24 protein-coding genes, 1 pseudogene and 1 riboswitch are annotated in these 25,635 nt (G+C 60.8%); of the genes and pseudogenes, 15 read left to right on the top strand and 10 right to left on the bottom strand.

Annotated elements, in window-relative coordinates:
• The first annotated feature begins 47 nt into the window (after positions 1–47).
• From CAF63_RS09880 to CAF63_RS09870, 3 genes are all read left to right on the top strand, one after another.
• Positions 48–605, top strand: coding sequence for a hypoxanthine-guanine phosphoribosyltransferase (locus CAF63_RS09880; protein WP_085684764.1), 558 nt, complete (start codon positions 48–50; stop codon positions 603–605).
• Positions 606–798: 193 nt separating this feature from the next.
• Positions 799–1,278: a hypothetical protein gene (locus CAF63_RS09875; RefSeq protein WP_085684762.1), complete on the top strand. Its 480-nt coding sequence runs from the start codon at positions 799–801 to the stop codon at positions 1,276–1,278.
• Positions 1,279–1,341: 63 nt separating this feature from the next.
• Positions 1,342–1,629, top strand: coding sequence for a PA4642 family protein (locus tag CAF63_RS09870; protein WP_064383989.1), 288 nt, complete (start codon positions 1,342–1,344; stop codon positions 1,627–1,629).
• A gap of 75 nt (positions 1,630–1,704) precedes the next feature.
• On the opposite strand, the gene mqo is transcribed toward CAF63_RS09870, so the two are convergent.
• Together mqo and CAF63_RS09860 are read right to left on the bottom strand one after the other, a co-directional pair.
• Positions 1,705–3,213: a malate dehydrogenase (quinone) gene (gene mqo / locus CAF63_RS09865; RefSeq protein WP_085684760.1), complete on the bottom strand. Its 1,509-nt coding sequence runs from the start codon at positions 3,211–3,213 to the stop codon at positions 1,705–1,707.
• Between the two features lie 699 nt (positions 3,214–3,912).
• Positions 3,913–4,146 carry a hypothetical protein gene (locus CAF63_RS09860; protein ID WP_039766297.1) on the bottom strand — a complete coding sequence of 78 codons (234 nt, stop codon included), beginning with the start codon at positions 4,144–4,146 and terminating at the stop codon, positions 3,913–3,915.
• A gap of 190 nt (positions 4,147–4,336) precedes the next feature.
• Here CAF63_RS09860 and CAF63_RS09855 point away from each other — a divergent pair, with 190 nt between their 5' ends.
• Positions 4,337–4,921, top strand: a complete 585-nt coding sequence (locus CAF63_RS09855) for a YajG family lipoprotein (RefSeq protein ID WP_085684758.1) — start codon at positions 4,337–4,339, stop codon at positions 4,919–4,921.
• 57 nt (positions 4,922–4,978) lie between these two features.
• Here CAF63_RS09855 and CAF63_RS09850 read toward each other — a convergent pair whose 3' ends face one another.
• The gene (locus CAF63_RS09850) at positions 4,979–5,185 is read right to left on the bottom strand and encodes a hypothetical protein (RefSeq protein ID WP_039766399.1); all 207 of its coding nucleotides are present in this window, start codon (positions 5,183–5,185) and stop codon (positions 4,979–4,981) included.
• Positions 5,186–5,378: 193 nt separating this feature from the next.
• Here CAF63_RS09850 and CAF63_RS09845 point away from each other — a divergent pair, with 193 nt between their 5' ends.
• Positions 5,379–5,657 carry a hypothetical protein gene (locus CAF63_RS09845; RefSeq protein ID WP_085684756.1) on the top strand — a complete coding sequence of 93 codons (279 nt, stop codon included), beginning with the start codon at positions 5,379–5,381 and terminating at the stop codon, positions 5,655–5,657.
• Between the two features lie 49 nt (positions 5,658–5,706).
• On the opposite strand, the gene CAF63_RS09840 is transcribed toward CAF63_RS09845, so the two are convergent.
• Positions 5,707–6,873: a 1-acyl-sn-glycerol-3-phosphate acyltransferase gene (locus CAF63_RS09840; protein WP_085684754.1), complete on the bottom strand. Its 1,167-nt coding sequence runs from the start codon at positions 6,871–6,873 to the stop codon at positions 5,707–5,709.
• A 139-nt stretch (positions 6,874–7,012) separates the two neighbouring features.
• Here CAF63_RS09840 and CAF63_RS09835 point away from each other — a divergent pair, with 139 nt between their 5' ends.
• From CAF63_RS09835 to CAF63_RS09825, 3 genes are read left to right on the top strand one after another with little or no spacing between them, the layout of a single operon-like run.
• Positions 7,013–7,195, top strand: a complete 183-nt coding sequence (locus CAF63_RS09835) for a CPXCG motif-containing cysteine-rich protein (RefSeq protein ID WP_011335896.1) — start codon at positions 7,013–7,015, stop codon at positions 7,193–7,195.
• Between the two features lie 9 nt (positions 7,196–7,204).
• Positions 7,205–7,465, top strand: a complete 261-nt coding sequence (locus CAF63_RS09830; RefSeq protein WP_085684752.1) for a putative signal transducing protein — start codon at positions 7,205–7,207, stop codon at positions 7,463–7,465.
• A 36-nt stretch (positions 7,466–7,501) separates the two neighbouring features.
• Entirely contained in the window at positions 7,502–8,125 is a 624-nt protein-coding gene (locus CAF63_RS09825) for an SOS response-associated peptidase (protein ID WP_085684750.1), read from the top strand.
• Between the two features lie 138 nt (positions 8,126–8,263).
• Here CAF63_RS09825 and CAF63_RS29210 read toward each other — a convergent pair whose 3' ends face one another.
• Both CAF63_RS29210 and CAF63_RS29205 read right to left on the bottom strand, forming a co-directional pair.
• The gene (locus CAF63_RS29210) at positions 8,264–9,007 is read right to left on the bottom strand and encodes a methyl-accepting chemotaxis protein (RefSeq protein ID WP_371807400.1); all 744 of its coding nucleotides are present in this window, start codon (positions 9,005–9,007) and stop codon (positions 8,264–8,266) included.
• 111 nt (positions 9,008–9,118) lie between these two features.
• A pseudogene (locus CAF63_RS29205) lies at positions 9,119–9,316 on the bottom strand (HAMP domain-containing protein); the annotation flags it as partial.
• A gap of 1,351 nt (positions 9,317–10,667) precedes the next feature.
• Between CAF63_RS29205 and CAF63_RS09815 the strand changes: the two are divergent.
• Positions 10,668–11,486: a M48 family metallopeptidase gene (locus CAF63_RS09815; RefSeq protein WP_085684745.1), complete on the top strand. Its 819-nt coding sequence runs from the start codon at positions 10,668–10,670 to the stop codon at positions 11,484–11,486.
• Between the two features lie 44 nt (positions 11,487–11,530).
• Here CAF63_RS09815 and CAF63_RS09810 read toward each other — a convergent pair whose 3' ends face one another.
• The 3 genes from CAF63_RS09810 to CAF63_RS09800 all read right to left on the bottom strand — a co-directional run bounded on the left by CAF63_RS09810 (position 11,531) and on the right by CAF63_RS09800 (position 14,364).
• Complete coding sequence (locus CAF63_RS09810) at positions 11,531–12,115, bottom strand: TMEM165/GDT1 family protein (protein WP_007956837.1); 585 nt, start codon at positions 12,113–12,115, stop codon at positions 11,531–11,533.
• 88 nt (positions 12,116–12,203) lie between these two features.
• A riboswitch (yybP-ykoY riboswitch) is annotated at positions 12,204–12,326 on the bottom strand.
• Between the two features lie 40 nt (positions 12,327–12,366).
• A complete protein-coding gene (locus tag CAF63_RS09805) occupies positions 12,367–13,365 on the bottom strand; it encodes a class I SAM-dependent methyltransferase (RefSeq protein ID WP_085684743.1) in 999 nt (332 codons plus the stop codon).
• Positions 13,366–13,398: 33 nt separating this feature from the next.
• A complete protein-coding gene (locus CAF63_RS09800; protein ID WP_085684741.1) occupies positions 13,399–14,364 on the bottom strand; it encodes a 2-hydroxyacid dehydrogenase in 966 nt (321 codons plus the stop codon).
• Positions 14,365–14,543: 179 nt separating this feature from the next.
• Here CAF63_RS09800 and CAF63_RS09795 point away from each other — a divergent pair, with 179 nt between their 5' ends.
• Complete coding sequence (locus tag CAF63_RS09795) at positions 14,544–15,173, top strand: LysE family translocator (RefSeq protein ID WP_064599339.1); 630 nt, start codon at positions 14,544–14,546, stop codon at positions 15,171–15,173.
• On the opposite strand, the gene CAF63_RS09790 is transcribed toward CAF63_RS09795, so the two are convergent.
• Positions 15,157–15,930 (bottom strand): helix-turn-helix domain-containing protein, encoded by a 774-nt coding sequence (locus CAF63_RS09790; RefSeq protein ID WP_085684738.1) that lies wholly within the window; start codon positions 15,928–15,930, stop codon positions 15,157–15,159. The genes CAF63_RS09795 and CAF63_RS09790 overlap by 17 nt on opposite strands.
• Before the next feature lie 84 nt (positions 15,931–16,014).
• On the opposite strand from CAF63_RS09790, the gene CAF63_RS09785 reads away from it, so the two are divergent.
• The 5 genes from CAF63_RS09785 (at position 16,015) to CAF63_RS09765 (ending at position 25,567) form a co-directional block, all read left to right on the top strand.
• Entirely contained in the window at positions 16,015–17,199 is a 1,185-nt protein-coding gene (locus CAF63_RS09785) for an MFS transporter (RefSeq protein ID WP_085684867.1), read from the top strand.
• Between the two features lie 147 nt (positions 17,200–17,346).
• Positions 17,347–19,029 carry a fatty acid--CoA ligase gene (locus CAF63_RS09780; protein WP_085684736.1) on the top strand — a complete coding sequence of 561 codons (1,683 nt, stop codon included), beginning with the start codon at positions 17,347–17,349 and terminating at the stop codon, positions 19,027–19,029.
• Positions 19,030–19,366: 337 nt separating this feature from the next.
• Positions 19,367–21,256, top strand: a complete 1,890-nt coding sequence (locus CAF63_RS09775) for a DUF1302 domain-containing protein (RefSeq protein ID WP_085684734.1) — start codon at positions 19,367–19,369, stop codon at positions 21,254–21,256.
• Between the two features lie 26 nt (positions 21,257–21,282).
• Complete coding sequence (locus CAF63_RS09770; RefSeq protein WP_085684732.1) at positions 21,283–22,647, top strand: DUF1329 domain-containing protein; 1,365 nt, start codon at positions 21,283–21,285, stop codon at positions 22,645–22,647.
• A gap of 187 nt (positions 22,648–22,834) precedes the next feature.
• A complete protein-coding gene (locus CAF63_RS09765) occupies positions 22,835–25,567 on the top strand; it encodes a LuxR C-terminal-related transcriptional regulator (protein ID WP_085684728.1) in 2,733 nt (910 codons plus the stop codon).
• Positions 25,568–25,635: the final 68 nt, after the last annotated feature.

The raw sequence follows: 25,635 nt of genomic DNA, 5'->3' as shown, positions 1-25,635 counted from the left end.
CGTACCTTTGCCCGCTTTTCCGAAATCCGTCCCCCCTGGAGAGCGCCATGTCCGCTGATCTCGAGCATATCCGTCAAATCATGCGAGAGGCTGACTGCCTGTACACCGAAGCTGAAGTCGAGGCTGCCATTGCCCGCGTCGGTGCACAAATCAACGAACAACTGGCCGACAGCAACCCGGTGGTGTTCTGCGTGATGAACGGCGGCCTGATCTTCTCCGGCAAACTGCTGACGCATCTGCAGTTCCCGCTGGAAGCGTCCTACCTGCACGCTACCCGTTACCGCAATGAAACCAGCGGCGGCGACCTGTTCTGGAAAGCCAAGCCGGAAGTCTCGTTCATCGACCGCGACGTGCTGATCATCGACGACATCCTCGACGAAGGTCACACCCTGGGCGCGATCATCGACTTCTGCCGTCACGCCGGCGCGCGCAAAGTGCACACTGCCGTGCTGATCGACAAGGACCACGACCGCAAGGCCCGTCCTAACCTGAAAGCCGATTTCGTCGGTCTGCCATGCATCGACCGTTACATCTTCGGTTACGGCATGGACTACAAAGGCTACTGGCGCAACGCCAACGGGATCTTCGCCGTCAAAGGCATGTAAGCACCCGCATTGCACCCTGTGGGAGCGAGCTTGCTCCGGGCGGCGATCCGACGAAAGCGGTGTGTCAGTTTCAGAGATTTCAACTGACCCGACGCCTTCGCGAGCAAGCCCGCTCCCACAGTTGTTTTCGGTGTGCTGATCCACTTGTGTACACCCATGCTAGAGTGCTCGGCCCCGTCCCCCGGAGCCCGTCATGAGCCTCTTGATCCGCAGCTGCGCCGCCCTGTTGCTGACCCTCAGCCTGCCCCTGGCCGCCGCCCCGATGCACAGTCAATTCCTGCCGCCCGACGACCTGACCCTGCGCGATGCCGAGCCCGAGCAGCAGCAACTGTTGCAGGTCACCGACTATTCCGTGGTGGTGGGGGCCCAGCGCCAGTCCAATCAGCAGCCGATTCCGGTCACCTCGTCCTTGATGATCCGCCTCAAAGGCAAATCCCTGAACAAGGGAGCGACGATCAATCAGGTGCTGGTCAACTTCGATGGCGAAAGTAAAAGCCTGAAAAAGCCGGCGTATGACGCCAAGAGCAAGACTCTGACGCTCTACTACCCGCTGGCCCAATACCGGGTGGTGATTGATCTGTTGCGCAACGACACCGTGTATTGCCAGTTCCTGACCTACGCCAACGGTCACATCTGGGCCGATTTGCACACCGGCAGCACGCGCTCGCGTTGAGCCTTGTGCCTGCGCAGGGGTAAACTGCCTGCCCCGTGAAATGTCTGCGAGCTGGAGTCGGCAATGCGTAAAGATAAGAAGCAAGTGATTGGTGACGAGATCGGCGATGAGCAGATCAAGCTGTTCCTCGATTTTGAGCCGGTCGACGCCACCTCGCCGTCGCTGCACAAACTGGTCAAGGCTTACCGTGGCCTTCGCATTGATGATTTCGAGCGTTTCCTGACGTTCTTCGTTGCAGCCGGTTATGACCTGGACGGCAAGGACGAGCACGGCCAGACCTTCGTCGACCAGATCCGCGATCAACGCAACGCGGCGGAATACATCGAGCTGATCGAAAAAGCCCGCGGCTGATAGCCCGCGGTTTTCCCGAGGCATAAAAAAACGCCCCGCACTCATCGAGTGCGGGGCGTTTTTCATGGAGCCGAATCAGGCGTAGCTTTCGGTCTCGTTGCTGGCTTCAACCAGTTCCAGCGCGACGTTGTTCTGCGTGTTGATCTTGCGATACAGCGCAGCGTCGGTTTCCAGGACCTTTTCGCGGGCGGGGAAGATTTCCGCCAGTTTGGCGGCCCACTCACCCTTGGCTTTGGCCGGGAAGCATTTCTCGATCAGTTCCAGCATGATCGAAACGGTCACCGAAGCGCCTGGCGAAGCGCCGAGCAGGGCGGCGAGGGAGCCGTCCTTCGCAGCCACCAGTTCGGTACCGAACTGCAGGATGCCGCCTTTTTTCGGGTCTTTCTTGATGATCTGCACCCGTTGGCCGGCCACTTCCAGGCGCCAGTCTTCGGCTTTCGCCTCCGGATAGAAACGACGCAGGGATTCCAGGCGCTGTTCCATCGACTGCATCACTTCGCTGACCAGGTACTTGGTCAGGTCCATGTTGTTTTTCGCCACGGCCAGCATCGGCCCGATGTTACCGGCGCGAACCGACAGCGGCAGGTCCATGAAGGAACCGTGCTTGAGGAACTTGGTGGTGAAACCGGCGTATGGCCCGAACAGCAGGGATTTCTTGCCATCGACTACGCGGGTGTCCAGGTGCGGCACGGACATCGGTGGCGAACCCACGGCGGCCTGGCTGTAAACCTTGGCCTGGTGATGCTTGACCACTTCCGGGTTGTCGCAACGCAGCCACTGGCCGCTGATCGGGAAGCCGCCGAAGCCTTTGCTTTCTTCGATGCCCGAGGCTTGCAGCAGCGGCAGGGCCGCGCCACCAGCGCCGAGGAACACGAACTTGGCGTCGACTTCACGGGTGTTGCCGCTGTTGACGTCCTTGATGCTGACGGTCCAGCCGTTGGCGTTACGCTTGAGGCCGGTCACGCGCTTGCAGTACTTGACCTGAGCATCGGGTGCGCTGGTCAGGTGCTTGAGCAACTGATTGGTCAAGGCGCCGAAGTTGACGTCGGTGCCGTTGATCACGCGGGTGGCGGCGAGCACCTGGTCTTTCGGACGACCCGGCATCATCAGCGGCATCCACTCGGTCATCTTCGCCTTGTCTTCGGTGTATTCCATGTCGGCGAAGGCGTGGTGCTTGCGCAGCGTATTGAAACGTTCCTTGAGGAACGAAACGCCTTTCTCACCCTCGACGTAACTCAGGTGCGGCACCGGGCTGATGAAGGATTTGCACGAGCCGAACGTGCCTTTCCTGGTCAGGTACGACCAGAACTGCTTCGACACCTCGAACTGGGTGTTGATGTGCACGGCTTTCTTGATGTCGACGGTGCCGTCGGCAGCCTGTGGCGTGTAGTTCAGCTCGCACAGGCCGGCGTGGCCGGTACCGGCGTTGTTCCATGGGTTGGAACTCTCCGCGGCACCGGAATCCATCAGCTCGACGACTTCCAGCTTGATCGCCGGGTCGAGCTCTTTGAGCAGTACTGCGAGGGTGGCACTCATGATGCCGGCCCCAACCAGAACTACGTCGACTGCTTCGTTATGCGCCATTTAACGCGTCTCCAAAATCTGCAGCACCAAATTGTCGGCATGGCTGCCAGGCGTCCAGGGCAGATCAGTTGAGCCCCGGGGATCCTTGGTCAGGTGTGCCATGTCCGAATCTTCGCAATTTTTCGCAACTTCGACGGATGCGTGCGGCCTGGCTTAAAGAGTCCCATGAACTCATTTCGGCACGGGGCTGGCAATTCGACTTATGGTCGAGACATCCGTTTGTGCAACCAAATCCGTAGCGGACAGGCTTCAGGCTCCGGTAGTCGAGGCGTTCCCGTTCCTGTGTCGTTGGGCTGTTTCAGACGCTAATGGTGCATGTTCAGACGCAAAACTATTCATTTGCTCGCCACACTCTTGTGAAGTTGTGAAAACCCGTTTTTTTCACGCTCTTTTGAAGACGTGAACCTCAAAAAGGGCTGTCCGGGGCTGGCACCGTGCCCGGAGGGGCAAACAATCAGTGGCCGAGCGTCATGACAGCTCTGCAGATTCGCGAAAAGCGGGATTTGCCAGGGAAACAGCAAGCACGCCAGCTTCACTCGATCTGTGTGGGCGGCTCTCTGTGGGCGATTTGGATGCCAATGCAAGCGCATTGACGCTGTTGCGGGGCCCGATCAGGAGACGTCCTTATAATCGGGGGGAGATTGTATCGAAGAAATGCGGGGAGTTGGTCGAGTTTAATGACTTTTATTAGGCATCCGGTCAGATGCTCAACATTGCCTGGGCACGTGCGCGTGGGCGCTGCTGTTCGACCCGGGCGCTGGCAGGCAAGGGTTGGTGCAACCAGTTGAGGCGGATTTCCTCGATTTCGACCCAACCATCACCCATTGGCTGCAGGCTGCATTGCTTGAAGGCCTGGCAATGGCCGTTGCGGTCGAGCAGGGCGAAGCTGCGGTGCAGCGGGCGTGGGGCGAACAACGAGATCAGATAGCGCATGGCAGTGCTCCTTTTGGGGATCTGTGAGCAAGCTTGGCAAAGGGCCGTGACGCGCACGTGTATGGGGGGTGACGAATGTGTGACAGGAACCGCTGGCAGCGGGTTTTGTCATAGATATCAGTGCTGGTGACCCGCAGTGGCCCACCGCTATACTGCCGGCCTGTCTGTGCCTGATTCTGGAGAGAAGAGCATGTTGCAACGCCTGTTGTTCGGTTTGATCACTGTGACCAGTTTGACCCTGGTTGGCTGCGCCCACAGCCCGCAACAACTGAGCCCGGAACCGAAGCTGACCACTCAGCTGGCACCGGTCGGCCACGGCCAGCCTGTCGTGGTTCGCGTCGTCGACGGTCGTCCGTCGCCAACCCTCGGCACCCGTGGCGGCCTGTACCCGGAAACCAGCGCCATCACCGTGCAGCGCGAGCAGATCCTGCCGAAGCTGCAGGCCCAGGCCGAAGCGGCCGTGCGTCTGCTGGGCTTCACCCCGTCCAACGGCGCGATGAATGCTCCACAACTGACCGTGACCCTGACTGAACTGAAATACCAGTCGCCGAAAGAAGGCATGTACGTGACCGAGGCCACCATCGGTGCGACTTTCCGCTCCGACGTGCAGAGCGGCAACCGTCGCTACAGCGGCCGTTACGGCGCGTCGCTGGACCAGCGCTTCGGCATGGCGCCGAATCAGGAAACCAATACCAAACTGGTCAGCGACGTATTGAGTGATGCGCTGACCCGCCTGTTCAAGGATCCGAGCATCGGCCAGATCCTCGCCGAATAAGGCATGCGCCAGATGTGAAAAAGCCCGGAGCCAGTGATGGCCCCGGGTTTTTTTCGTTCAGGCGGCTTGCGAATAGAAGTCGAGGACGCTGACGCCGGTCAGCAGATCGGTCTCGGGCAAGTCCGCATGCTGGTGCCCGCCGAGGGCGCAATACACCAGCCAGTGACGGTCCTGAACATTGAAGGCCAGGCTGCCGACGAGGGTCTGTTGTTCGTCGGACGGGGAGATGAGGTACAGGCGATCCTGGTTTTCAGCGTGAAGCATGTCGCGTTCCGTGTCGGTTTCGAGGCGCGCAGGGTGACTGAAACAAATGACGATGCCGTGACACAGGACAGCCATCGGTCGATTGACGGGTTATTTGTCGCAAAGACTAGGGCAGTCGGGGAGGGTTTCGGTAGAATCCGCGCCGCGGTCGTCGGTCTGGCGTTCGCCATACCGGTTTAAATTGAGGTCTGTGATGTCGCTGCACTTGATGACGCTGTTTACCGCCCATCCCGCCAAACTGATCAACCTGCTGGCCCTGCTGTTGGCCTTCCCCGGCAGTTGGCTGCTGCACGCGACCCGCCGCCGTGAACAACGGGCGATGGCCAGTATCGCGGCCCAGCGTCAGCATAAGCCGGATCAGGAGCCGGTGCTCGATTGGGCGACCCTGCGCATGAACCGCTTCTTCTACCGCTTCGGTTTTGCCTGCCTGGGCCTGGCGTTGCTGGTGTCCTGGATCAGTACTCGCTTCTGAACGAAGAACGGCGCCCGAAGGCGCCGTTCCTGTATCTGGCCGATACCGCTTACAGCGGCAGTCCAGCCTTGACCCGGTACTGATTGCGCACCGGCGTCGCATATTGCAGCACCAGATACGGACGATGCTCCTCGGGGCAGGCGTCCAGACGGTTCTGCCATTCTTCCTGGGCCTTGGCCAGTTCCTCGGCGCCAAACACCTCGGCAGCCGTCGGTACGTCCAATTGCGGATCGGCATCGGCCCACTGCGCGTACGCCAGGTAATGCACCGGGAACAACCGGTAGCCGCCGAGAATCTGCTTGTCCATCTCGACCGCCAATTGCTTGGTGTCTTCGAACAGCTCGGTGATCGGCGCGGCGAAGTTCACGTGCACCCGGCCCTTGTAGCCGGTGATGCCCTTGGCGATGCTCACGTCATCCTCGCCCGGTGCCTTGCTGTAGGTGCCGGTGGTGGCGCGGATGTATAGCTCGCGGGCCTTGGCCTGGTCGCACGGGTCATATTCGTAGCTGATCGAAACCGGGGTCAGGTTCAGCGACTGAATGACTTCGCCGAACGGCTCGTCCTTGCGGCTCATGTGGAACATCTTGAGGATCGCCGACTCGGTACGGTCGTCACCGTCCTTCGCGCGGCCTTCGGCCTGGGCGATCCAGATCGAGGCGCAGTCATTGCGGATCGAGTGGTTGATGTAGGCCGACAGCAGTTGATAGGCGGCCATTTTCTCGCGGCGCCCGGTGATCGAACGGTGCACGATGAAGCTCTTGTTCAGACGCATCAGATCGCTGACGAAAGGCTTTTGCAGCAGGTTGTCGCCAATCGCGATGCGCGGCGTCGGCAGGCCGGCGTGGTACACGGCGTAGTTGACGAAGGCCGGGTCCATCACGATGTCGCGGTGGTTGGCGATGAACAGATAAGCGCTGCCGGACTTGAATTGCTCGACACCGGTGTAGGTCACGCCGTCGGTGGCGCGCTCGATGGTGTGGTCGACGTAGAACTCGACCTTGTCCTGCAAAGTGGCCACGGAGGTCACGTCGGCGAACTCACGACGCAGCCGATGGGCTATAAGTGGTTTGAGCATCCAGCCGAAGGCACCGGCAAAACGCGGGAAGCGGAAGTGGGTGAGGATATCTAGAAACGCCTTGTCGCCGAGCAGTCGCGCCAGTACCGCAGGTACTTCGCTGTCGTCGTAAGGTCGGATGGCATCGAATTCGCCCATCATGCTCTCTTGTTGGAAACGGCTAGGGTAAGTAAAGGTTTTGATCGAAAACCAACGGGGCACGGTCTGAAAAAGTAGACAGACAAAAATGGCCCTGCAAATAGACCGGCGATTATACGCACAAGTCACCCGGGAGACCGCGATGCTGGAAAGCGCAGTATATGAATGTCCGTATTGTGGTGAAGAGGTCGAGACGACCGTGGATCTCTCCGCTGGCGACCAGACCTATATTGAAGACTGTCAGGTGTGCTGTCGGCCGATCACCTTTGTATTGCAGGTCCATGGAGAGGACTGGTTTCTGGAAGTCTTCAGCGAAAACGAGTGAGGCGCGCACATGCAGCGAATCTACGAGCCGGAAAACCTGATGGAAGGCGAGATGCTCAAGGGCATGCTCGCCAGCGAAGGCATCGAGGCGCATCTGGTCGGGCGCGATTTGCTGGGCGGGACGGGCGAGTTGCCGATCTTCGGTCTGTTGGGCCTGTCGGTGGATGACGACCAGGCCGAATACGCCCGCGAGCTGATCAGTGCGTACAATGCTGCGCTGCCGCTGCCCGGCGATGAACCGGACAGCTATCCCGGGACGCTGGTCTGTTAGGCTGGCGTTCGTTTTATTTGTGAGTCGTGCTGGCCCATGTGTGGACGTTATGCCCTGTTTCGCTGGAACCGCGATTTTGCGAGCCTGCCAGGTTTTCCTGCCGATCAACAGGCGCAGTGGAACATTTCCCCCAATGATTCGGTGTTGATGCTGCGCGCCGAACCCGACGGCCAGCGCACGCTGGCCCGTGCCCGTTGGGGGTTGACACCGCCGTGGCTGACCGACATGTCGCGCACGCCGGCCCATGCCCGGGCTGAAACCGTCGCCGAACAGCCAATGTTCCGTGAAGCACTGCGTTTGCGTCGTTGCCTGCTGCCGGCCAACGGTTTCTACGAATGGCGCGGCACCACGCGCAAGCGCCCGTACTGGCTGACGCCGGGGGAAGGTTCTTCGTTGTTTTTTGCAGCGATCTGGGAAGCGTATCCGGTGCAGGAGCAGGTGTGGCTGAGCACGGCGGTGATTACGCAGCCGGCGGCCAGCCAGCGCCGACCGTTGATTCTCGATGAAGCCGGGCAGGCGGCGTGGCTTGATCCCGAGACGCCGCTGCATGTCCTGCAAGGTTTGCTCGCCAGTGAGCCTGCCGCCTTGCGCGAGCGGGTGCTGGCGAATCTGGTCAACGATCCGAAGCTCAACGGGCCGGAGTGTTTGACCCCGGCCTGATGTGTCGCTGCTCGCGGCCCAATCGCGAGCAAGCTCGCTCCCACACTGGATTTTCGGTGCTCACACACTTTGTGATCACACGCTCACCTGTGGGAGCGAGCTTGCTCGCGATAAGGTCCGAAGGACCTTCCGGCGTCTTTACACCTTGAACTGATTGATCAACCGCCGCTGCTGTTCCGCCAGTTTGGTCAGATCCGCACTCGCCGAACTGGATTCATCCGCACCACCCGCCACCTCATTCGCCACCTGACCGATATTGATCACGTTGCGGTTGATGTCGTCAGCCACCGCGCTCTGTTCTTCGGCGGCGCTGGCGATCTGGGTGTTCATGTCGTTGATCACCGAAACTGCCTGGGTAATGGTCTCCAGCGCTTCGGCTGCCTTGGCCGCGTGCTGCACACTTTCGTCGGTGCGGTTCTGGCTGTCCTCCATGACCCGCACCACATCGCGTGTGCCCTGTTGCAGTTGCTGGATCATGCTCTGGATTTCTTCGGTGGCCTTCTGGGTTTTCTGAGCCAGGTTGCGCACTTCATCGGCCACCACCGCGAAACCGCGTCCTTGTTCACCGGCACGGGCCGCTTCAATCGCCGCGTTGAGGGCCAGCAGGTTGGTCTGCTCGGCGATTCCGCGAATGGCGATCAGGATCGCGTTGATGTTCTCGCTGTCCTTGGCCAGGGTCTGCACCACGTCCACGGCCTTGCCGATTTCCACGGCCAGCACGCCAATCGAATGGGAGGTGTCGCGCACGATCTGCATCCCCTGACTGGCCGCCTGATCGGCGTGGCTGGCGGCTTGCGCAGCCTGGGTCGCATTGCGCGCTACGTCTTGGGCGGTGGCGGTCATTTCCTGCACGGCGGTGGCGACCTGATCGATCTCGGCCATTTGCTTCTGCACGCCGATGTTGGTGCGAATGGCGATGTCGGCGGTGTGTTCCGAAGAATCGCTGACGCTCTGCACCGAGGTCACCACCTGAGTAATCATCGCCTGCAACTTGGCCAGGAACGTGTTGAAGCCTTTGGCGATTGAACCGAGTTCGTCGTTGCGATCACTGGTCAAACGACGGGTCAGGTCGCCTTCGCCCTGGGCGATGTCATCGAGCATGGTCACCATTTGTTTGAGCGGGCGAGCGATGCCGTGGCCCACCAGCCAGATCACCAGCAAACCAAGACCGGCGATGATCAGGCCGACCATGGCCATGCCGAAGGTGTCGGATTTACGCTGGGCGTCGAGGTCGCCTTGGAGCTTTTGCAGATCGGCCATCACCGCGTCGAGCGGCAGTTGCAGCATCAGCGTCCAGCGCGCGTCGGTCTGGCCGATGCCGAACGGCAGGTACAGCTCGATCCGGCCTTGCTCTTTATTGACGGAATAGGTCACTTCGCCGCGCTTGAGGTTGGCCATGTTGGCAATCTGCTGGGCGTCGAGGATGTCGCTGACCTTCTCGCCGAATTTGCTCGGATCCTTGGTGTAGGCGACGATCCGGCCGTTGCCGCCGATCAGGGCCATTTGCCCGGCGCCGCTGTACAGCTTCTGGTTGGCGCCCAGGAGCATTTCCTGGATGAAGTTCACCGACAGGTCGGCGCCGACGATGCCCTGGAAGGCGCCGTTGAGCATGATCGGTTCAATAAAGGAGGCGAGCATGACGATCTTTTCGCCGACCTTGTACGGGGCGGGATCGATCACGCAGGATTTTTTGGTTTCTTTCGAGCACAGGTAGTACTCGCTGGCGCGTATGCCGGTGGACAGGACTTTCTGGTCATCGACGTCCACCAGTTTGTCCAGGCCGAGGGTGCCGTCGTCGTTGCGGAACCACCACGGCAGGAAGCGCCCGTTGCCAGGGTCGATGCCGATAACCTGAGTGCCGACGTAGGCCGCGTCATTATGGTCCAGTGCGTTTTTTTCCCAGCCGATGTAAGTGCCGAGAATCTTCGGATTCTTCTCGACGTTTTCCTTGATCAGGCTGATCAGTTGCTCGCGGCTGACGGTCAGTCGCGGCTGGCCATCGGCGCCCGGCGTGCCGAGCAGGGCGTTGACCCGCACCAGTCCGCCAGCGATCAACAGCGGCGCTTCCAGTTCGCGCTGGATCTGGCTGACCTGGGTCTGAGCCAGCGAGGTCAGGCGCTGTTCGATGACTTGCTCGAACTGGGCCTGGGTCCGTTGCTGGACCATTTCCTGGGTGCGGGCGCCGGAGAACAGCGCGTACAGCACCAGCGCGGCGACTACGCTGAGTACGATGGCGCCGGCCAGGGCGGCCACGGAAAACTGGATCGACTTGAACTTCATGGGAGCTCCGCACGCGAGAGGACGTCTGCGCTGTTGTATCGGCAGCCGTTATTGCGCCATGAGGTTGCGGACGAGTAATTGCAGGCGGATGTCGCAAATGGACCCGTGCGCGACGCGGATGCGCAGGGTTTGCCGGTGGGTATGAATTTTTTCCTACAGGTCAGAGGGCGTTTTCTGAAAGTGCGTGCAACACGTCCGTTGTATCTGGCGTCGATACAATTACCCGCCTAGGATACGCGGCAGGTTTTCAGGGAGCTTTTGAATGAACAAGACATTGGTTGTAAGTGCACTGAGCGCGGCGCTGTTGCTGGCCGGTTGTCAGTCGGTCAACACCACCAGCGGCGGTGCCGTGGGCGTGGAGCGCAAGCAGTACATGTTCAGCATGCTGTCCTCGCAAGAGGTCGACCAGATGTATGCCCAGTCCTATCAGAAGACCGTGGGCGAAGCGTCCAGCAAGGGCGTGCTGGACAAGACCAGCAACGATGCCAAGCGCATTCAGGCCATCGCCAACCGGCTGATCGCCCAGGCACCGAATTTCCGTCCGGATGCGGCGCAATGGCAGTGGGAAGTGAACCTGATCAAGAGCGACGAGCTCAACGCCAACTGCGGTCCTGGCGGCAAGATCATTTTCTACACCGGGCTGATCGACAGCCTGAAACTCACCGACGATGAAATCGCTGCGGTCATGGGCCATGAAATCGCCCACGCCTTGCGCGAGCATGGTCGTGAAGCCATGTCCAAGGCCTACGGCATCGAAATGGCCAAGCAGGGCGCCGGTGCGTTGCTCGGCCTGGGTCAGGACAGTCTGGCGCTGGCCGATACCGTGGCCAACTACGGCATGACGCTGCCCAACAGCCGCGCCAACGAAAACGAAGCCGACCTGATCGGTCTGGAACTGGCCGCTCGTGCCGGCTACAACCCGAACGCCGCAATCACCTTGTGGAACAAGATGAGCAAGGCATCCGAAGGGGCCCCGCCGGAGTTCATGAGCACTCACCCGTCTTCCAGCAGCCGCACGGCTGCGTTGCAGGCGGCGATTCCGAAGGTCATGCCGCTTTACGAGAAAGCGCCCAAGTCCTGAAGCCATGATCGCTCCCGCACTCGGTGCGGGAGCGATCTGCCGGATCAAACCCAGCCGCTGCTCTGCATCGCCTTGTACACCGCGACGATCGCCAGGATCAGGAACGCCGAGGCGGCCAGTCGACGGATCAGGGTCAGCGGCAGTTTCTCAGCTGCAAAATTACCCGCCAGTACTACCGGCACGTTGGCGATCAGCATGCCCGCCGTCGTACCGATGATCACCAGCCACAGCTCTGGATATTGCGCTGCAAGCATCACCGTGGCGATCTGGGTCTTGTCACCGATTTCCGCGAGGAAGAACGCTATCAGCGTGGTCAGGAATGGCCCGAACTTGCGGGCGGTGCTGGCTTCATCGTCATCCATCTTGTCCGGCACCAGCGTCCACAGGGCGGTGGCGGCGAAGCTCGCGGCAAGAATCCAGTGCAGGACCGAATCGGAGAAGAAACTGCCGAACCAGGCGCCGACCGCACCGGCTGCCGCGTGGTTGGCCAGGGTCGCAGCGACGATACCGGCGATGATCGGCCAGGGTTTGCGAAAGCGAGCGGCGAGAATCAGCGCGAGCAGTTGCGTCTTGTCGCCGATTTCGGCCAAGGCAACGATTGCGGTGGGAACGAGTAACGAGTCCAGCATCAGGATTTCCTAAGGGGCGGGTCGACACGGCTATGACACGTACAGCCTTCCCGCCCCGGGTAAGGTGTTCGTGTCATAGGTCTTGTCAAACCCTGCGATCCGTCTGGTGCGGACGCTTGGGTCGCATACGCCATGATCTGAGGATCAAGTATGTTGACGTACGCCGGACGAGCTTGGCGCTCGTGGGAGACTACTCCCCTAGGACGGAGCGGATTCTGCCTAGGCAGAATCCATTCGGCAAGTGCTAATTTTCAGCCGCGCTTGGCCCGGTAAATCCGGAAACCATTGCCTTCGGCCTTGATCGCGCAGACCCCGAGATGCTCTTCGATCAGCGGTTGATACTTCAGGAAACTGTTTGCGACCAGACGAAGTTCGCCACCGTTTTTCAGATGTTTGGCTGCTTTTCGCAGCAAGTTCTCGGTGGCGAAATAATCGGTGTGCACGCCGACATGGAACGGCGGGTTGCTCAGAATCGCGTTCAAACCCATCGGTGCGGCGTCGATGCCATCACCGGTCAACACCTCGGCTTCCAGACCATTGGCCGCCAGGGTTAGCCGGCTACTGGCAGCAGCGAAGGCATCAACGTCGAGCAACGTGACCTGATTGTGCGGGTAACGACGCTTGACCGCCGCGCCGAGCACACCGGCGCCGCAACCGAAGTCCAGCAGATGGCCGCTCGGCAGTTTGTCCAGATGTTCCAGCAGCAGGGCGCTGCCGCGATCCAGTCGGCCGTGGCTGAATACACCCGGCAGGCTGATGACTTTCAACGGGCCTTCGGCCAGCGGCAGCTCATAAGTCTGCGCCAGGCTTTCCAGCGGTTTGGCTTCGGGAGCGTTGGCCACGGTCACTTGCCACAATTGGCAGTGTCGGGCGCTGTCGAGCTTGCGCGGTTTGCCGAACGGGTTGAGCTGTTTGGACGCGCCTTCGATGCCGCTGCGCTTTTCCCCGACCAGATACACCTCACGCCCGGCCAGGCGCGAAGCCACGGCATTGAGGATGTAATCGGTCAGGTCCTTGGCCTTGGGCAGAAACACCACGGCGCTGGTGAATTCGCGTTCCGGCACGTTCACGCCAAAATGGCTGCGGCCTTCGAAGCGGGCTTCGAGTGCGGCCTGATCGCCGGCGTGCCAGCACCAGCCAAACGCATCGGGCAGGCGCCCCAGCAGATCATCGGCAGGCAAACCGGCCAGCAGCACCGAACCCTGGAATAACTCGGCCTGACGAAGCAGTACTTCACTGCGCGGATCCATAACTGCTCCTGTGAAAAAAAGTGCCGCAGTTTATCAACTGACGACCCGCAGCGCCTTACCGCTGTAGAACGCCTGGGTGTTTTCCACCAGTTGGCCGACGATTCGCTGCCGCGCTTCGCGGCTGCCCCAGGCGTTGTGCGGGGTGACGATCAGGCGCGGGATGTCGACGGCCAGCAGCGGATTGCCGTTGGTCGGTGGTTCGACGCTCAGCACATCGGTGGCCGCGCCGCCCAGATGACCGCTGCGCAGGGCATCGGCCAGGGCCTGTTCGTCGATCAGCCCGCCACGCGCAGTGTTGACTACGAAAGCGCCGGGTTTCATCGAGGCGAGTTCGCGGGCACCGATGAAGTGCCGGGTGTGTTCGTTGAGCGGGCAGTGCAGGGTGAGGGCGTCGATCTGTGGCAACAGTTCTTCCAGCGGCAGGCGATCCGGACGGGCCGGGCGCCCCGGAATCTGCCCCAGCAACACGCGCATGCCGAAGGCTTCGGCCAGTCGCGCGACCGCGCCACCGAGTTCGCCGTGTCCAAGCAAGCCAAGGGTTTTGCCTTCCAGCTCAATGATCGGGTAATCCAGCAGGCAGAACTGTTTCGCCTGCTGCCAGCGGCCTTCGCCTACGGCTTTTTGATAATCGGCCAGGCGTGTGGCGAGGTTGAGCAACAGCATGATCGTGTGCTGCGCCACCGACGGCGTGCCGTAACCCTGACAATTGCACACGGTAACGCCGTGGGCGCGGGCGGCGGCCAGATCGACGTTGTTGGTGCCGGTGGCGGTGATCAAGATCAGCTTCAGCTGTGGGTTGGCGGCCATGGCGGCGGCGTCGATCAGGACCTTGTTGCTGATCGCCACGGTCGCCCCTTGCAGGCGGTCGCTCACTTGCGCAGGCAACGTCTGGGGGAACAGTTGCAGATCGCTGAAGCAGTCACGCAAAGGGCTCAAGTCGAGATCGCCAAGATCCAGTGACGGGTGATCGAGGAATACGGCGCGGTGGGCGTTCGTCATCAACTGTACCTGTTGTGCTTTGAAGGGAAGGCGTAATCTGCCGAGCCTACCAGATGAAACACCTGTGGGAGCGAGCCTGCTCGCGAGGCGTCGTGTCAGGCAATAATGAGGCGGCTGACACTCCCTTTTCGCGAGCAGGCTCGCTCCCACAGGAATGTAATGACTTCAAAGGAGCCCCCATGTACTGGACCGAATTCTTGACCGTTGCCCTGATCCACCTGTTGGCCGTTGCCAGCCCCGGTCCTGATTTCGCCGTGGTGGTGCGCGAAAGCGTGACCCATGGCCGGCGCGCCGGGACCTGGACGGCGTTGGGCGTGGGCACGGCGATTTTCCTGCACGTCGGTTATTCGCTGCTGGGGATCGGCCTGATCGTTTCCCAATCGATCGTGCTGTTCAACGCCTTGAAATGGGCAGCCGCCGCGTACCTGCTGTACATCGGCTTCAAGGCCCTGCGCGCGCAACCAGCGAAAACCGTGAGCGATGATCTGCACAAAGAGGCCGGCGAACGCACCGCCCGTGGCGCGTTTACTTCGGGTTTCGTGACCAATGGCCTGAACCCGAAAGCCACGCTGTTCTTCCTGTCGCTGTTCACTGTGGTGATCAACCCGCACACCCCGCTGACAGTCCAGGCCGGTTACGGCATTTATCTCGCCGTCGCGACCGCCACCTGGTTCTGCCTGGTGGCCATGCTGTTCAGCCAGCAGCGCGTGCGTGCCGGTTTCGCCCGCATGGGCCACTGGTTCGATCGCACCATGGGCGCTGTGCTGATTGCCATCGGCGTGAAACTCGCGTTCACCGAGATGCATTGATCGAGCTGAGCTGATTCAGGGCGTTGAGGTACTCCCGGGGATTGTCCCCGAGCAAACGGCGAAACATCGCGCTGAACGCCCGCGCGCTGCCGTAACCCAGATCCCGCGCAACGCTCTGCACGCTGTCCCCGGCGAGCAGGCGGGGCAGGGCTTCCATCAGGCGCAGTTGCTGGCGCCAGGCATTGAAGTTCATCTTCAGCTGTTGCTGAAACAGCCGCGCCAACGTGCGTGAGCTGGCGCCGACCTGCTGCGCCCAGTCTTCCAGGGTGTTCGGATGGTCCGGCGTGCGCAACAGCGCCAGGCAAATGCCTTGCAGGCGCCGGTCAGTGGGCATCGGGATGTGCAGCGGCAGATTTTCGAGGCTGGCGAGTTCTTCCAGCATCAGTTGCTGGATCAGCGGATTGTCGGCATGCGGCGGGCCCTGCACCGCACGCAGGATCAGTTCGCGCAGCAATGGCGTCACCGCCAGTACACAGCAGTTTCGCAGGCTGGCCGGCGCCAGTTCGGGGGCGATGAACAATGAACGCATCTGCACGTCGCCGGACATGAAAATCTCGTGGGCGACTTCGGGCGGAATCCACACCGCCCGACTCGGCGGAAGCACCCAGGCGCCTTGCGCCGTGACCACGCGCATCACCCCGCTCACGGCATAGAGCAATTGCGCCTCGCGGTGCAGGTGCAACGGCTGGTGCGAGCCGTCCAGATAGTCCCGGGGATAGGCACTGACCGGTCCGTGTTCGAAATGGCTGATCAACATGTCGGATTCGATGACTTGGTTGGCAGGAATGCGCTTTCCGGCCAACTTAGCATGAACGCTCACTACAACGTAAAGCGTGCCGTCATGAACCAGTCCAGAAACGTCATTCGCTACATCAACGCCGCCCATGTGATCGATCACATGTTCATGCTGATTTTTCCCGCCGCCGTGCTTGGCATGACCCAGGCCTTCGCCCTCGACTACGCCGCGCTGATCGGCCTGTCGCTGGGCGGCTTCATCGCGTTCGGCGCGTGTTCGCTACCGGCCGGCTGGCTGGGGGATCACTGGAGTCGACGGCAGATGATGCTGGTGTTTTTCTTGGGCATCGGTGCTTCGGCAATCTTCACAGGTCTCAGTAGCAGCCCGACGATGCTGGTCATCGGCCTGACCCTGATCGGCATTTTCGCCGCGATCTATCACCCGGTCGGCACGGCGATGCTGGTGGCCTATGCGCAAAATCGTGGCCGCGAAATCGGCATCAACGGTATGTGGGGCAACCTCGGCGTGGCGTTCTCGGCGCTGATTACCGGGTTGCTGGTGGCACAGTTCGGCTGGCGTTCGGCGTTTCTGATCCCGGGAGCGGTGGCCATCGTGCTGGGAATCGGTTTTGCCTTGCAGGTGCGCGAGGAGCCGATCCCCAAGCGCCCGCACACCGCGCTCAAAGGCGCCGGCGGCCAGCGCATTTCGATGGTGATGGTGTTCGGCGTGTTGGCTCTGGCCACGGCCACCGGCGGGGTGGTGTTCAACGCAACCACCATGACCTATCCGAAACTGTTTCAAGACCGCTTGCATGACCTGTTCGCCTCGCCGCAAACCCTCGGTGTGGTGGTCAGCCTGGCCTATGCCTTTGGTGCGATCGCCCAGTTGAGCATCGGCCGGGTGTTGCACCGCGTCAGTCTGAAATGGCCGTTTATCGCGCTGACGGTGTGTCAGGCACCGTTGCTGTTCGCGCTGGCCTATGTCGATGGCTGGGCGGTAATCGCCGTCGGGGCGGCGTTCATGTTCGTGGTGTTCGGCCAGGTGACGGTGAACGATTCGATGGTCGCCAACTTCGTCGCGCCGCAATGGCAGTCGCGGGTATTTGCCCTGCGTTACTGTTTATCGTTCGGTGCCAGTGCGACGGCGATTCCGCTGATTTCTTATGTTGAACCGCGCTATGGTTTTGTGGGGCTTTACCTGATTCTGGCGGGTTTTGGCGCTTTGACTTTCCTTGCGGCAGTGGTTTTCCCACGCACACCTTCTGAAGCGGCTGTAGGGCAAACGGCCTGAGCGGTGACGACTCCCGGCAAATGCTGGCGCAAAGCTAGCATTTGTACGGCTCTGCAAATCATTCCTTTGGCTGATTTGGCTGACGTATAAGGGTTCTAGAGTACGAAACTCCAAAGCCAACACCGTGCAGTCAGAAAAGGGATTCTTATGTTGCAGACTCGCGTTATTCCGCCCGCCGAAGGGGCCTACCAGTATCCATTGCTGATTAAACGGCTGCTGATGTCGGGCGCCCGTTACGAGAAAACCCGCGAGATCATCTACCGTGACCAGCTGCGCTACAGCTACCCGACCCTGATCGAGCGCGTCGCACGGCTGGCCAATGTGCTGACGGCGGCCGGGGTAAAGGCCGGTGATACCGTGGCGGTGATGGACTGGGACAGCCATCGCTACCTCGAGTGCATGTTTGCGATTCCGATGATCGGCGCGGTGATTCACACCATCAACGTGCGCCTGTCGCCGGAGCAGATCCTCTACACCATGAACCACGCCGAGGACCGCTTCGTGCTGGTCAACAGCGAGTTCGTCGGGCTGTACCAGGCCATTGCGCCACACCTGACCACGGTGGAGAAAACCCTGCTGCTGACCGATCTGCCGGAAAAAACCGCGGATTTGCCGAATCTGGTGGGGGAGTACGAGCAACTGCTGGCGGCCGCGAGTCCGCAGTACGACTTCCAGGATTTCGACGAGAACTCGGTCGCCACCACGTTCTACACCACGGGTACCACCGGCAATCCGAAAGGCGTGTACTTCACCCATCGGCAACTGGTGCTGCACACCATGGGCGTGTCGACCATCATGGGCGCCATCGACAGCGTGCGGCTGCTGGGCACCAACGATGTGTATATGCCCATCACTCCGATGTTCCATGTGCATGCGTGGGGCTTGCCGTATGTGGCGACCATGCTCGGGCTCAAGCAGGTTTATCCGGGGCGCTACGATCCGGAGTTCCTGGTCGAGCTGTGGCGCAAGGAAAAGGTCACGTTCTCCCATTGCGTGCCGACCATTCTGCAGATGGTGCTCAACGCCAAGGGCGCGCAAGGCACCGATTTCGGCGGCTGGAAAATCGTCATCGGCGGCAGCGCGCTCAATCGCACGCTGTATGAAACGGCCAAGAGCAAGGGCATTCAACTGACGGCCGCTTACGGCATGTCGGAAACCGGGCCGTTGGTCTCATGCGCGCATCTTAACGATGAATTGATGGCGGGCACCGAAGACGAGCGCACCACTTACCGGATCAAGGCCGGCGTGCCGGGGCCATTGGTCGAAGCGGCGATCGTCGACGCCGAGGGCCATTTCCTCCCGGCTGATGGCGAAACCCAGGGCGAACTGGTGCTGCGCGCACCGTGGCTGACCGAAGGTTATTTCAATGAGCCGCAAAAGGGCGCCGAGCTGTGGGCCGGCGGCTGGCTGCACACCGGCGACGTCGCCACGCTGGACAGCATGGGCGTGATCGACATCCGCGACCGGATCAAGGATGTGATCAAGACTGGCGGCGAGTGGATCTCCTCGCTGGACCTCGAAGACCTGATCAGTCGCCACGTCGCGGTACGTGAAGTAGCAGTGGTGGGCATTGCCGATCCGCAGTGGGGCGAGCGTCCGTTTGCCTTGCTGGTGGTCCGCGAAGGGCACGCCATCGGGGCGCGCGAGCTCAAGGAACACCTCAAGCCGTTCGTTGAACTGGGGCACTTGAGCAAGTGGGCGATTCCGAGCCAGATCGCGCTTGTTACTGAAATTCCCAAGACCAGTGTCGGCAAGCTCGACAAGAAGCGCATCCGCCTCGACATCACCGAATGGCAGGCCACCAACAGCACCTTCCTTTCGACGCTCTGAGCGTCCCCTGGCGCGCCGAAAAACGGCGCGCCAGACCCACCAAGCAAGCGCTTGGCTTGTCAAATCCGGATTTTCAGCCATCCTTGCCGTGCCGACATGTGTCGGACTGGCGAAAGGACTGTTCCAGAGTGGCCGGCAGCTGCAAATCACACTTTAGAGGGATCAAGCAGTACCACCTGCTGGCTATAGTCCGCTCAAGGATTTTTAAGAACGGGGCACACGCACAAACGGGGCGATGCAACATTGAAGCGATTTCGGGAAGCCTCTGGCGCCCGGTCCTTCAGGCGTTTTTAAAAGTACTCACTGCCATAACAATAATGCACATGGAGTAGCGTCGATGACCTCAGTAAACCAGTTCTGGCGCCGGGCAAAGCTGCCTCTGGCCGTCAGTCTTGCTTCTTCGCTCGCCGGGCCCGCATTCGGCGTCAGTTTCAACGTCGGTGAAATCGAAGGCCAGTTCGACTCCTCCCTGTCGATCGGTGCCAGCTGGTCCACCCAGAGCCCGAACAAGAACCTCATCGGCGTCAACAACGGCGGTCACGGTCTGTCCCAGACGTCCGACGACGGCCATGCCAACTTCAAGAGCGGTGAAACCTTCTCGAAGATCTTCAAGGGCATCCATGACCTCGAACTGAAATACGGCGACACCGGCGTGTTCGTCCGTGGCAAATACTGGTACGACTTCGAGTTGAAGGACGAGAGCCGCGAGTTCAAGGACATCAGCGACCACAACCGCAAGGAAGGCGCCAAGTCCGCCGGCGGTCAGATCCTCGATGCCTTCGTCTACCACAACTATTCGGTCGCCGATCAGCCAGGCTCCGTGCGTCTGGGCAAACAGGTGGTGAGCTGGGGTGAAAGTACCTTCATCGGCGGCGGCATCAACTCGATCAACCCGATCGACGTGTCCGCGTTCCGTCGTCCGGGCGCCGAGATCAAGGAAGGCCTGATCCCGGTCAACATGTTCTACGTGTCCCAGAGCCTGACCGACAACCTGTCCGCCGAAGCCTTCTATCAGCTCGAGTGGGATCAGACTGTCGTCGACAACTGCGGCACCTTCTTCTCCCAGCCGGACATCATTGCCGATGGCTGCACCGACAACCTGCGCGTGCTGAACAAACGCTCGCAGATCCCGGCCATTGCCCTGGGACCATTGGCTGCCAATGGCGTCAACGTCAATGAAGAAGGCGTGCTGGTGCCACGCGGCGGCGATCGCGATGCCCGCGACAGCGGCCAGTGGGGCGCGTCCCTCAAGTACATGTTCGAACCGCTGGACACCGAATTCGGTGCCTATTTCATGAACTACCACAGCCGGGCGCCGATTTTCAGTGCCACCGGCGCGCCGCAATCGGTCTACAACACCGTAGCCGCATTGCCAGGCCCGTTTCAGGCGCTCGGACCACTGTTGGTCGCAGGCAACTCGAAGTACTTCGTCGAATACCCTGAAGACATCCGTCTCTACGGTCTGAGCTTCTCCACTACCTTGCCTACGGGTACTGCGTGGAGTGGTGAAATCAGCTATCGCCCGAATGCACCTGTACAACTGAACTCCACCGATATCCTGTTCGCCGGTGTACGTCCACTGGGCGGCCCGTACGCGAACGCATCGCTGCTCAACGGCGTACCGGGCCAGGATCTGCATGGCTACGAACGCAAGGAAATCACTCAACTGCAAACCACCTTCACGCACTTCTTCGATCAGGTCATGGGCGCGAGCCGTCTGACCCTGGTGGGTGAAGTGGGCGCGACTTACGTGGGCGGTCTGGAGAGCCGATCCGACAAACGCTATGGCCGCGATCCGGTCTACGGTCCGGGTGAGTTGCCAGCCACAGGCACCACCAACACCTGCGTCAACATCCTCAACAACGGCACCATCAATGGCGCCGGACCTGGCTCGCCGCAGAACAACCGCAGCCGCAACTGCGACAATGACGGTTTCACCACGTCGGTGTCCTGGGGTTATCGCGGTCGTGCAATCTGGGAATACAACGACGTATTCGCTGGCGTGAACCTCAAGCCGAACGTGGCCTGGTCCCACGACGTCAGCGGCTACTCGCCGGGCCCTGGCGGTAACTTCGAGGAAGGTCGCAAGGCCGTCAGCCTGGGTGTCGATGCCGAGTACCAGAACACCTACACCGCGAGCCTGGCTTACACCAACTTCTTCGACGGCAAGTACACCACTGTGGATGACCGCGACTTCGTGGCGCTCAGCCTTGGCGTGAACTTCTAAGCACTGCATTCAGGACGAACGAATTTATGAAAATAACAAAGAGTCTGTTCCACGCCGGTGTTCTGGGCCTGTCGCTGCTGGCGACCAGCGTCATGGCGGCGGTGCCTGCCGCCGAAGCGGACAAACTGGGCAAGAGCCTGACCCCGATGGGCGCCGAAATGGCCGGTAACGCCGACGGCTCGATCCCGGCCTGGAAACCGATGCCGAAAAATGCCGGCACCGTCGACAGCAAGGGCTTCCTGTCTGACCCGTACGCCAGTGAAAAACCGCTGTTCACCATCACCAAGCAGAACGTCGATCAGTACAAGGCCAAGCTCGCGCCGGGCCAGTACGCGATGTTCCAGCGCTACCCTGACACCTTCAAGATGCCGGTCTATCCGTCCCATCGCGGTGCTACCGTGCCGGATGCGGTGTTCGCCGCCATCAAGAAGAACGCCACCACCACGACGCTGGTGTCGGGCGGCAACGGTCTGGAAAACTTCGATACCGCCGTGCCGTTCCCGATTCCGAAAACCGGTGTGGAAGTCATCTGGAACCACATCACCCGCTATCGCGGCGGCAGCGTGACCCGTCTGGTAACCCAGGCCACGCCGCAACCGAACGGCTCGTTCAGTCTGGTGTATTTCCAGGATCAGTTCGTGTTCCGCGACAAGATGAAGGATTACGATCCGGCGAACCCGGGCAACATCCTGTTCTACTTCAAGCAGAAAGTGACTGCGCCGGCACGTCTGGCCGGTGGCGTGCTGCTGGTGCACGAAACCCTCGACCAAGTGAAGGAACCACGTTCGGCGTGGGTCTACAACGCTGGTCAGCGTCGCGTGCGCCGTGCCCCGCAAGTGTCCTATGACGGGCCGGGTACTGCTGCGGACGGCCTGCGTACTTCCGATAACCTGGACATGTTCAACGGTGCGCCGGATCGTTACGACTGGAAACTGGTGGGCAAGCAAGAGATGTACATTGCGTCCGACAGCTACAAGCTCGACGATCCGAAACTGAAATACGCCGACATCATCAAGGCTGGGCACATCAACCAGGATCTGGCGCGTTATGAACTGCGTCGCGTCTGGCATGTGACTGCGACCCTGAAGGAAGGTCAGCGCCACATCTACGCCAAGCGTGACTTCTTCATCGACGAAGATACCTGGCAAGCGGCCGTGATCGACCACTACGACGGTCGTGGTCAATTGTGGCGCGTGGCGGAAGCTCACGCTCAGGACTACTACAACGTTCAGGTACCGTGGTACACCCTGGAGACCCTTTACGATCTGCAGTCCGGTCGTTATCTGGCACTGGGCATGAAGAACGAAGAAAAATCGGCGTATGACTTCGGCTTCACCGCCACCACCAGTGATTTCACCCCGGCTGCACTGCGTCAGGATGGTGTTCGCTAAGCTCCTGTAAACCGAGGCCGCATCCTCGTGAAAATGCCCCGACACGTTCGGGGCGTTTTTTTGCCGGTCGCTTTTTCCGTAGCCTTTTTGTAGCCATTTGTAGCAACGACCTTCATAACCGACTCTTTTAACGCTAGTCTGCGGACATCTGCTACGCCGCCAACAGCCATACGAACAAGAGCCGGCCATGACTGATCTGTCCCCACTTCCGGGTCCCGCAAGCGTTGCCGTCGCGGCATTGGACGGGCGTTTTTTCCGTCCTCCGCTGCCTGATGGGTACGTATTGCGACCACGACTTTGCGAGCGCCTGCAAGCCGGGCTCGGTGGACGTCTGTTGCTGGTCAGCGCTCCGGCCGGGTTTGGCAAAAGCTCGCTGGCCGTGGAGTTCTGTCAAAGCCTGCCGGGTCATTGGCAAAGCCTGTGGCTGGGACTTAGCGCTCGCGACAGTGATCCGGGACGCTTCCTCGAACGCTTGCTCGAGGGACTGCAGGACTACTTTCCCGAACTCGGCAGCCGCGCACTCGGTTTGTTGAAAATGCGCCAGCGTCACCAGCCGTTCGCCTTCGAAGAATGGCTCGACGGCTTGCTCGATGAGCTGGCACTGCACCTGCTACCGACCTCACCGCTGCTGCTGGTACTCGACGATTACCACCTCGCCCAAGGGCCGGTCCTCGATCGTTGCCTGCAATTTTTCCTCAACCATTTGCCCGATGGTCTGCTGGTCATGGTCACCAGCCGTCAGCGCCCGGACTGGCACCTGGCCCGTCTGCGCCTGTCCCGGCAGTTGCTGGAACTGCACGAGCAGGATCTGCGCCTGACCCACGACGAAGCCCTCACGTTACTCGATCGCCACAGCAGCTCTTTGCGCGGCGAAGCCCTGGAAAACCTGATCCAGCGCAGCGAAGGCTGGGTCGCCGGTTTGCGTTTCTGGCTGCTCGCGGTGTCCGAAGCCGGCAGCGATGCGGCGCTGCCACAAGCGCTGAACGGCGGGGAAGGGCTGATCCGCGACTACCTGCTGGAAGAAGTCATTGATTGCCTGCCAGCCGAAGTGCAGGCGTTCCTCTATGAAACCGCACCGCAAGAGCGTTTTTGCAGTGAGTTGTGCGATGCCGTTCGTGAGGCCCACGACAGCGCCGAGATTCTGCGTTTCCTGTTGGCGCATCAGGTCTTTCTGGTGCCGCTGGATGAGCATGGGCACTGGTATCGTTATCACCATTTATTCTCTGATTTATTGCGCAGCCGGCCGATTGCTCGGGCGATGGTGCCGACGGCCACGCTGCACCTGCGCGCCTGTCGCTGGTTCAACGCGCAGGGGTTGCTGGATGAAGCGGTTGAACAGGCGTTGCGCGCCGGTCACCTCGATGTCGCCGCGAATCTGGTGCAGAACCTCTCGGAGGAGCAACTGCTGGCCGAGCAAAACGTCGGTATGCTGCTGCGCTGGAAAATGGACTTGCCCGACAGCCTGTTGATCAGCACACCGCGGTTGATCGTTCTCTACAGTTGGGCGCTGGGGCTGGCCTGCCAGCTCGATGCCGCCGAAGAGTTGTCCAGCCACTTGAGCCGCTTCCTGCCGGCACCTTCCGCCACCGCGCAAAAATCGATGCTGGCGCAATGGCTGGCACTGAGCGGAATCATTGCCCGGGGCCGCGGCCATCGTGAGCTGACGCTCAGATACTGCAGCGAAGCCCTGGAAAGTCTGCCGGCTAAACGTTATGGCCAGCGGCTGATGTGCTTATCGACCCTGTCTAATCTGGCCATTGCCAATGGCGATCTGTGGCGCGCCCGCGGCCTCAACCGTGAATCCCTGGAGCTGGCGCAGCGCGTCGGCAACCCGTTGTTCGAAGCGTTGGCGCACTACGATCGTGCGCGGGTGTTACAGGCACGCGGTGAAATCCTGCGCGCACTCGATGAAGTCCATCAGGGGCTGGAGCGGTTGCGCGGCCTGTCGCCACAACGTTTGTATGCGGTGCGCGCGCGGCTGACCCTGTACGAGGGTTTTCTGTTGGCGATGCGCTTGCAGCCTCAGGCCGCACGCGTGCGCTTGTTGGCCGGGATCGGCGAGGCACGGGCCTGTCGCGACATCAGCGTATTGATCGGCCATTGCGTGATCGCGCGTCTGGATGGCAGCAGCAGCGAGTTCGCCAAGGCTTTCGCCGAACTGGCCGAAGCCGAACGCCTGATGCACATCTGGGACGTGCCGCCGATCTACTATCTGGCAATGATCACGCTGGTCAAATGTGAGTTGTGGCTGGCGCAGGGCCGCACCGATCTGGCCGAGGCGTGGCTTGCGCGGTTGGGCCAGACCTACACCGGCGAGCGCGCCGCTGCGCCGCCGGAGTTTCACCCCCAACTGCCATTGCACGTTGAGCTGCAACAAGCGCTGCTCGACATGACCCGCGGCCAGCCGATGCTCGCCGAAGGGCGGTTGGACGTGCTGCACGAAAACGGTGAGCAAACCGGGCGCCAGTTACTCAGCGTGATGGCGTTAACGCAAAAGGTGGCGTTGCTACTGGCGGGCGGGCGCGAGCCGGAAGCACGCAAGACTTTGAGCCAGGCGCTGGAGCTGGCGGCCGGCGGGGTGTTGCAGCCATTCGATGGATTGGCCAGGGAGCACACGGACTGGTTGCGTGGGCAATTGCTGGCGTTCCCCGGACTGGCAGGCCAGCAATTGCTCGAGCATCTACCGCCAGCGCCGCCCCGGCAGATGCCGGAGTCCACGGTCACTGAACAGCTCAGCAGTCGCGAACTGGCCGTACTGCGGTTGATTGCCCAGGGTTATTCGAATCAGGAAATCAGCGAGCAATTGTTCATTTCGCTGCACACCGTGAAAACCCACGCAAGTCATATCAACAGCAAGCTGGGGGTTGAGCGGCGGACGCAGGCAGTGGCGCGGGCCAAAGAGCTGGGCCTGTTGGCCTAGAAAAAAGTGGACAAAAGAAACACCCCGCGATGGCGGGGTGTTTTCATTTTTCAGCTTCGAATGTTTCA

It is taken from the genome of Pseudomonas sp. B20(2017) (genome assembly GCF_002113125.1).
GTDB lineage: Bacteria > Pseudomonadota > Gammaproteobacteria > Pseudomonadales > Pseudomonadaceae > Aquipseudomonas.
This window is presented reverse-complemented; position numbering and strand designations above follow the sequence as displayed.

What these genes read in the sequence shown, in the direction of transcription:
- CAF63_RS09880 (WP_085684764.1), top strand. Translation starts at nt 48, where the DNA reads ATGTCCGCTGATCTCGAGCATATCCGTCAAATCATGCGAGAGGCTGAC.
- CAF63_RS09875 (WP_085684762.1), top strand. Translation starts at nt 799, where the DNA reads ATGAGCCTCTTGATCCGCAGCTGCGCCGCCCTGTTGCTGACCCTCAGC.
- CAF63_RS09870 (WP_064383989.1), top strand. Translation starts at nt 1,342, where the DNA reads ATGCGTAAAGATAAGAAGCAAGTGATTGGTGACGAGATCGGCGATGAG.
- mqo (WP_085684760.1), bottom strand. Translation starts at nt 3,213, where the DNA reads ATGGCGCATAACGAAGCAGTCGACGTAGTTCTGGTTGGGGCCGGCATC.
- CAF63_RS09860 (WP_039766297.1), bottom strand. Translation starts at nt 4,146, where the DNA reads ATGCGCTATCTGATCTCGTTGTTCGCCCCACGCCCGCTGCACCGCAGC.
- CAF63_RS09855 (WP_085684758.1), top strand. Translation starts at nt 4,337, where the DNA reads ATGTTGCAACGCCTGTTGTTCGGTTTGATCACTGTGACCAGTTTGACC.
- CAF63_RS09850 (WP_039766399.1), bottom strand. Translation starts at nt 5,185, where the DNA reads ATGCTTCACGCTGAAAACCAGGATCGCCTGTACCTCATCTCCCCGTCC.
- CAF63_RS09845 (WP_085684756.1), top strand. Translation starts at nt 5,379, where the DNA reads ATGTCGCTGCACTTGATGACGCTGTTTACCGCCCATCCCGCCAAACTG.
- CAF63_RS09840 (WP_085684754.1), bottom strand. Translation starts at nt 6,873, where the DNA reads ATGATGGGCGAATTCGATGCCATCCGACCTTACGACGACAGCGAAGTA.
- CAF63_RS09835 (WP_011335896.1), top strand. Translation starts at nt 7,013, where the DNA reads ATGCTGGAAAGCGCAGTATATGAATGTCCGTATTGTGGTGAAGAGGTC.
- CAF63_RS09830 (WP_085684752.1), top strand. Translation starts at nt 7,205, where the DNA reads ATGCAGCGAATCTACGAGCCGGAAAACCTGATGGAAGGCGAGATGCTC.
- CAF63_RS09825 (WP_085684750.1), top strand. Translation starts at nt 7,502, where the DNA reads ATGTGTGGACGTTATGCCCTGTTTCGCTGGAACCGCGATTTTGCGAGC.
- CAF63_RS29210 (WP_371807400.1), bottom strand. Translation starts at nt 9,007, where the DNA reads ATGGCCGAGATCGATCAGGTCGCCACCGCCGTGCAGGAAATGACCGCC.
- CAF63_RS09815 (WP_085684745.1), top strand. Translation starts at nt 10,668, where the DNA reads ATGAACAAGACATTGGTTGTAAGTGCACTGAGCGCGGCGCTGTTGCTG.
- CAF63_RS09810 (WP_007956837.1), bottom strand. Translation starts at nt 12,115, where the DNA reads ATGCTGGACTCGTTACTCGTTCCCACCGCAATCGTTGCCTTGGCCGAA.
- CAF63_RS09805 (WP_085684743.1), bottom strand. Translation starts at nt 13,365, where the DNA reads ATGGATCCGCGCAGTGAAGTACTGCTTCGTCAGGCCGAGTTATTCCAG.
- CAF63_RS09800 (WP_085684741.1), bottom strand. Translation starts at nt 14,364, where the DNA reads ATGACGAACGCCCACCGCGCCGTATTCCTCGATCACCCGTCACTGGAT.
- CAF63_RS09795 (WP_064599339.1), top strand. Translation starts at nt 14,544, where the DNA reads ATGTACTGGACCGAATTCTTGACCGTTGCCCTGATCCACCTGTTGGCC.
- CAF63_RS09790 (WP_085684738.1), bottom strand. Translation starts at nt 15,930, where the DNA reads ATGTTGATCAGCCATTTCGAACACGGACCGGTCAGTGCCTATCCCCGG.
- CAF63_RS09785 (WP_085684867.1), top strand. Translation starts at nt 16,015, where the DNA reads ATGAACCAGTCCAGAAACGTCATTCGCTACATCAACGCCGCCCATGTG.
- CAF63_RS09780 (WP_085684736.1), top strand. Translation starts at nt 17,347, where the DNA reads ATGTTGCAGACTCGCGTTATTCCGCCCGCCGAAGGGGCCTACCAGTAT.
- CAF63_RS09775 (WP_085684734.1), top strand. Translation starts at nt 19,367, where the DNA reads ATGACCTCAGTAAACCAGTTCTGGCGCCGGGCAAAGCTGCCTCTGGCC.
- CAF63_RS09770 (WP_085684732.1), top strand. Translation starts at nt 21,283, where the DNA reads ATGAAAATAACAAAGAGTCTGTTCCACGCCGGTGTTCTGGGCCTGTCG.
- CAF63_RS09765 (WP_085684728.1), top strand. Translation starts at nt 22,835, where the DNA reads ATGACTGATCTGTCCCCACTTCCGGGTCCCGCAAGCGTTGCCGTCGCG.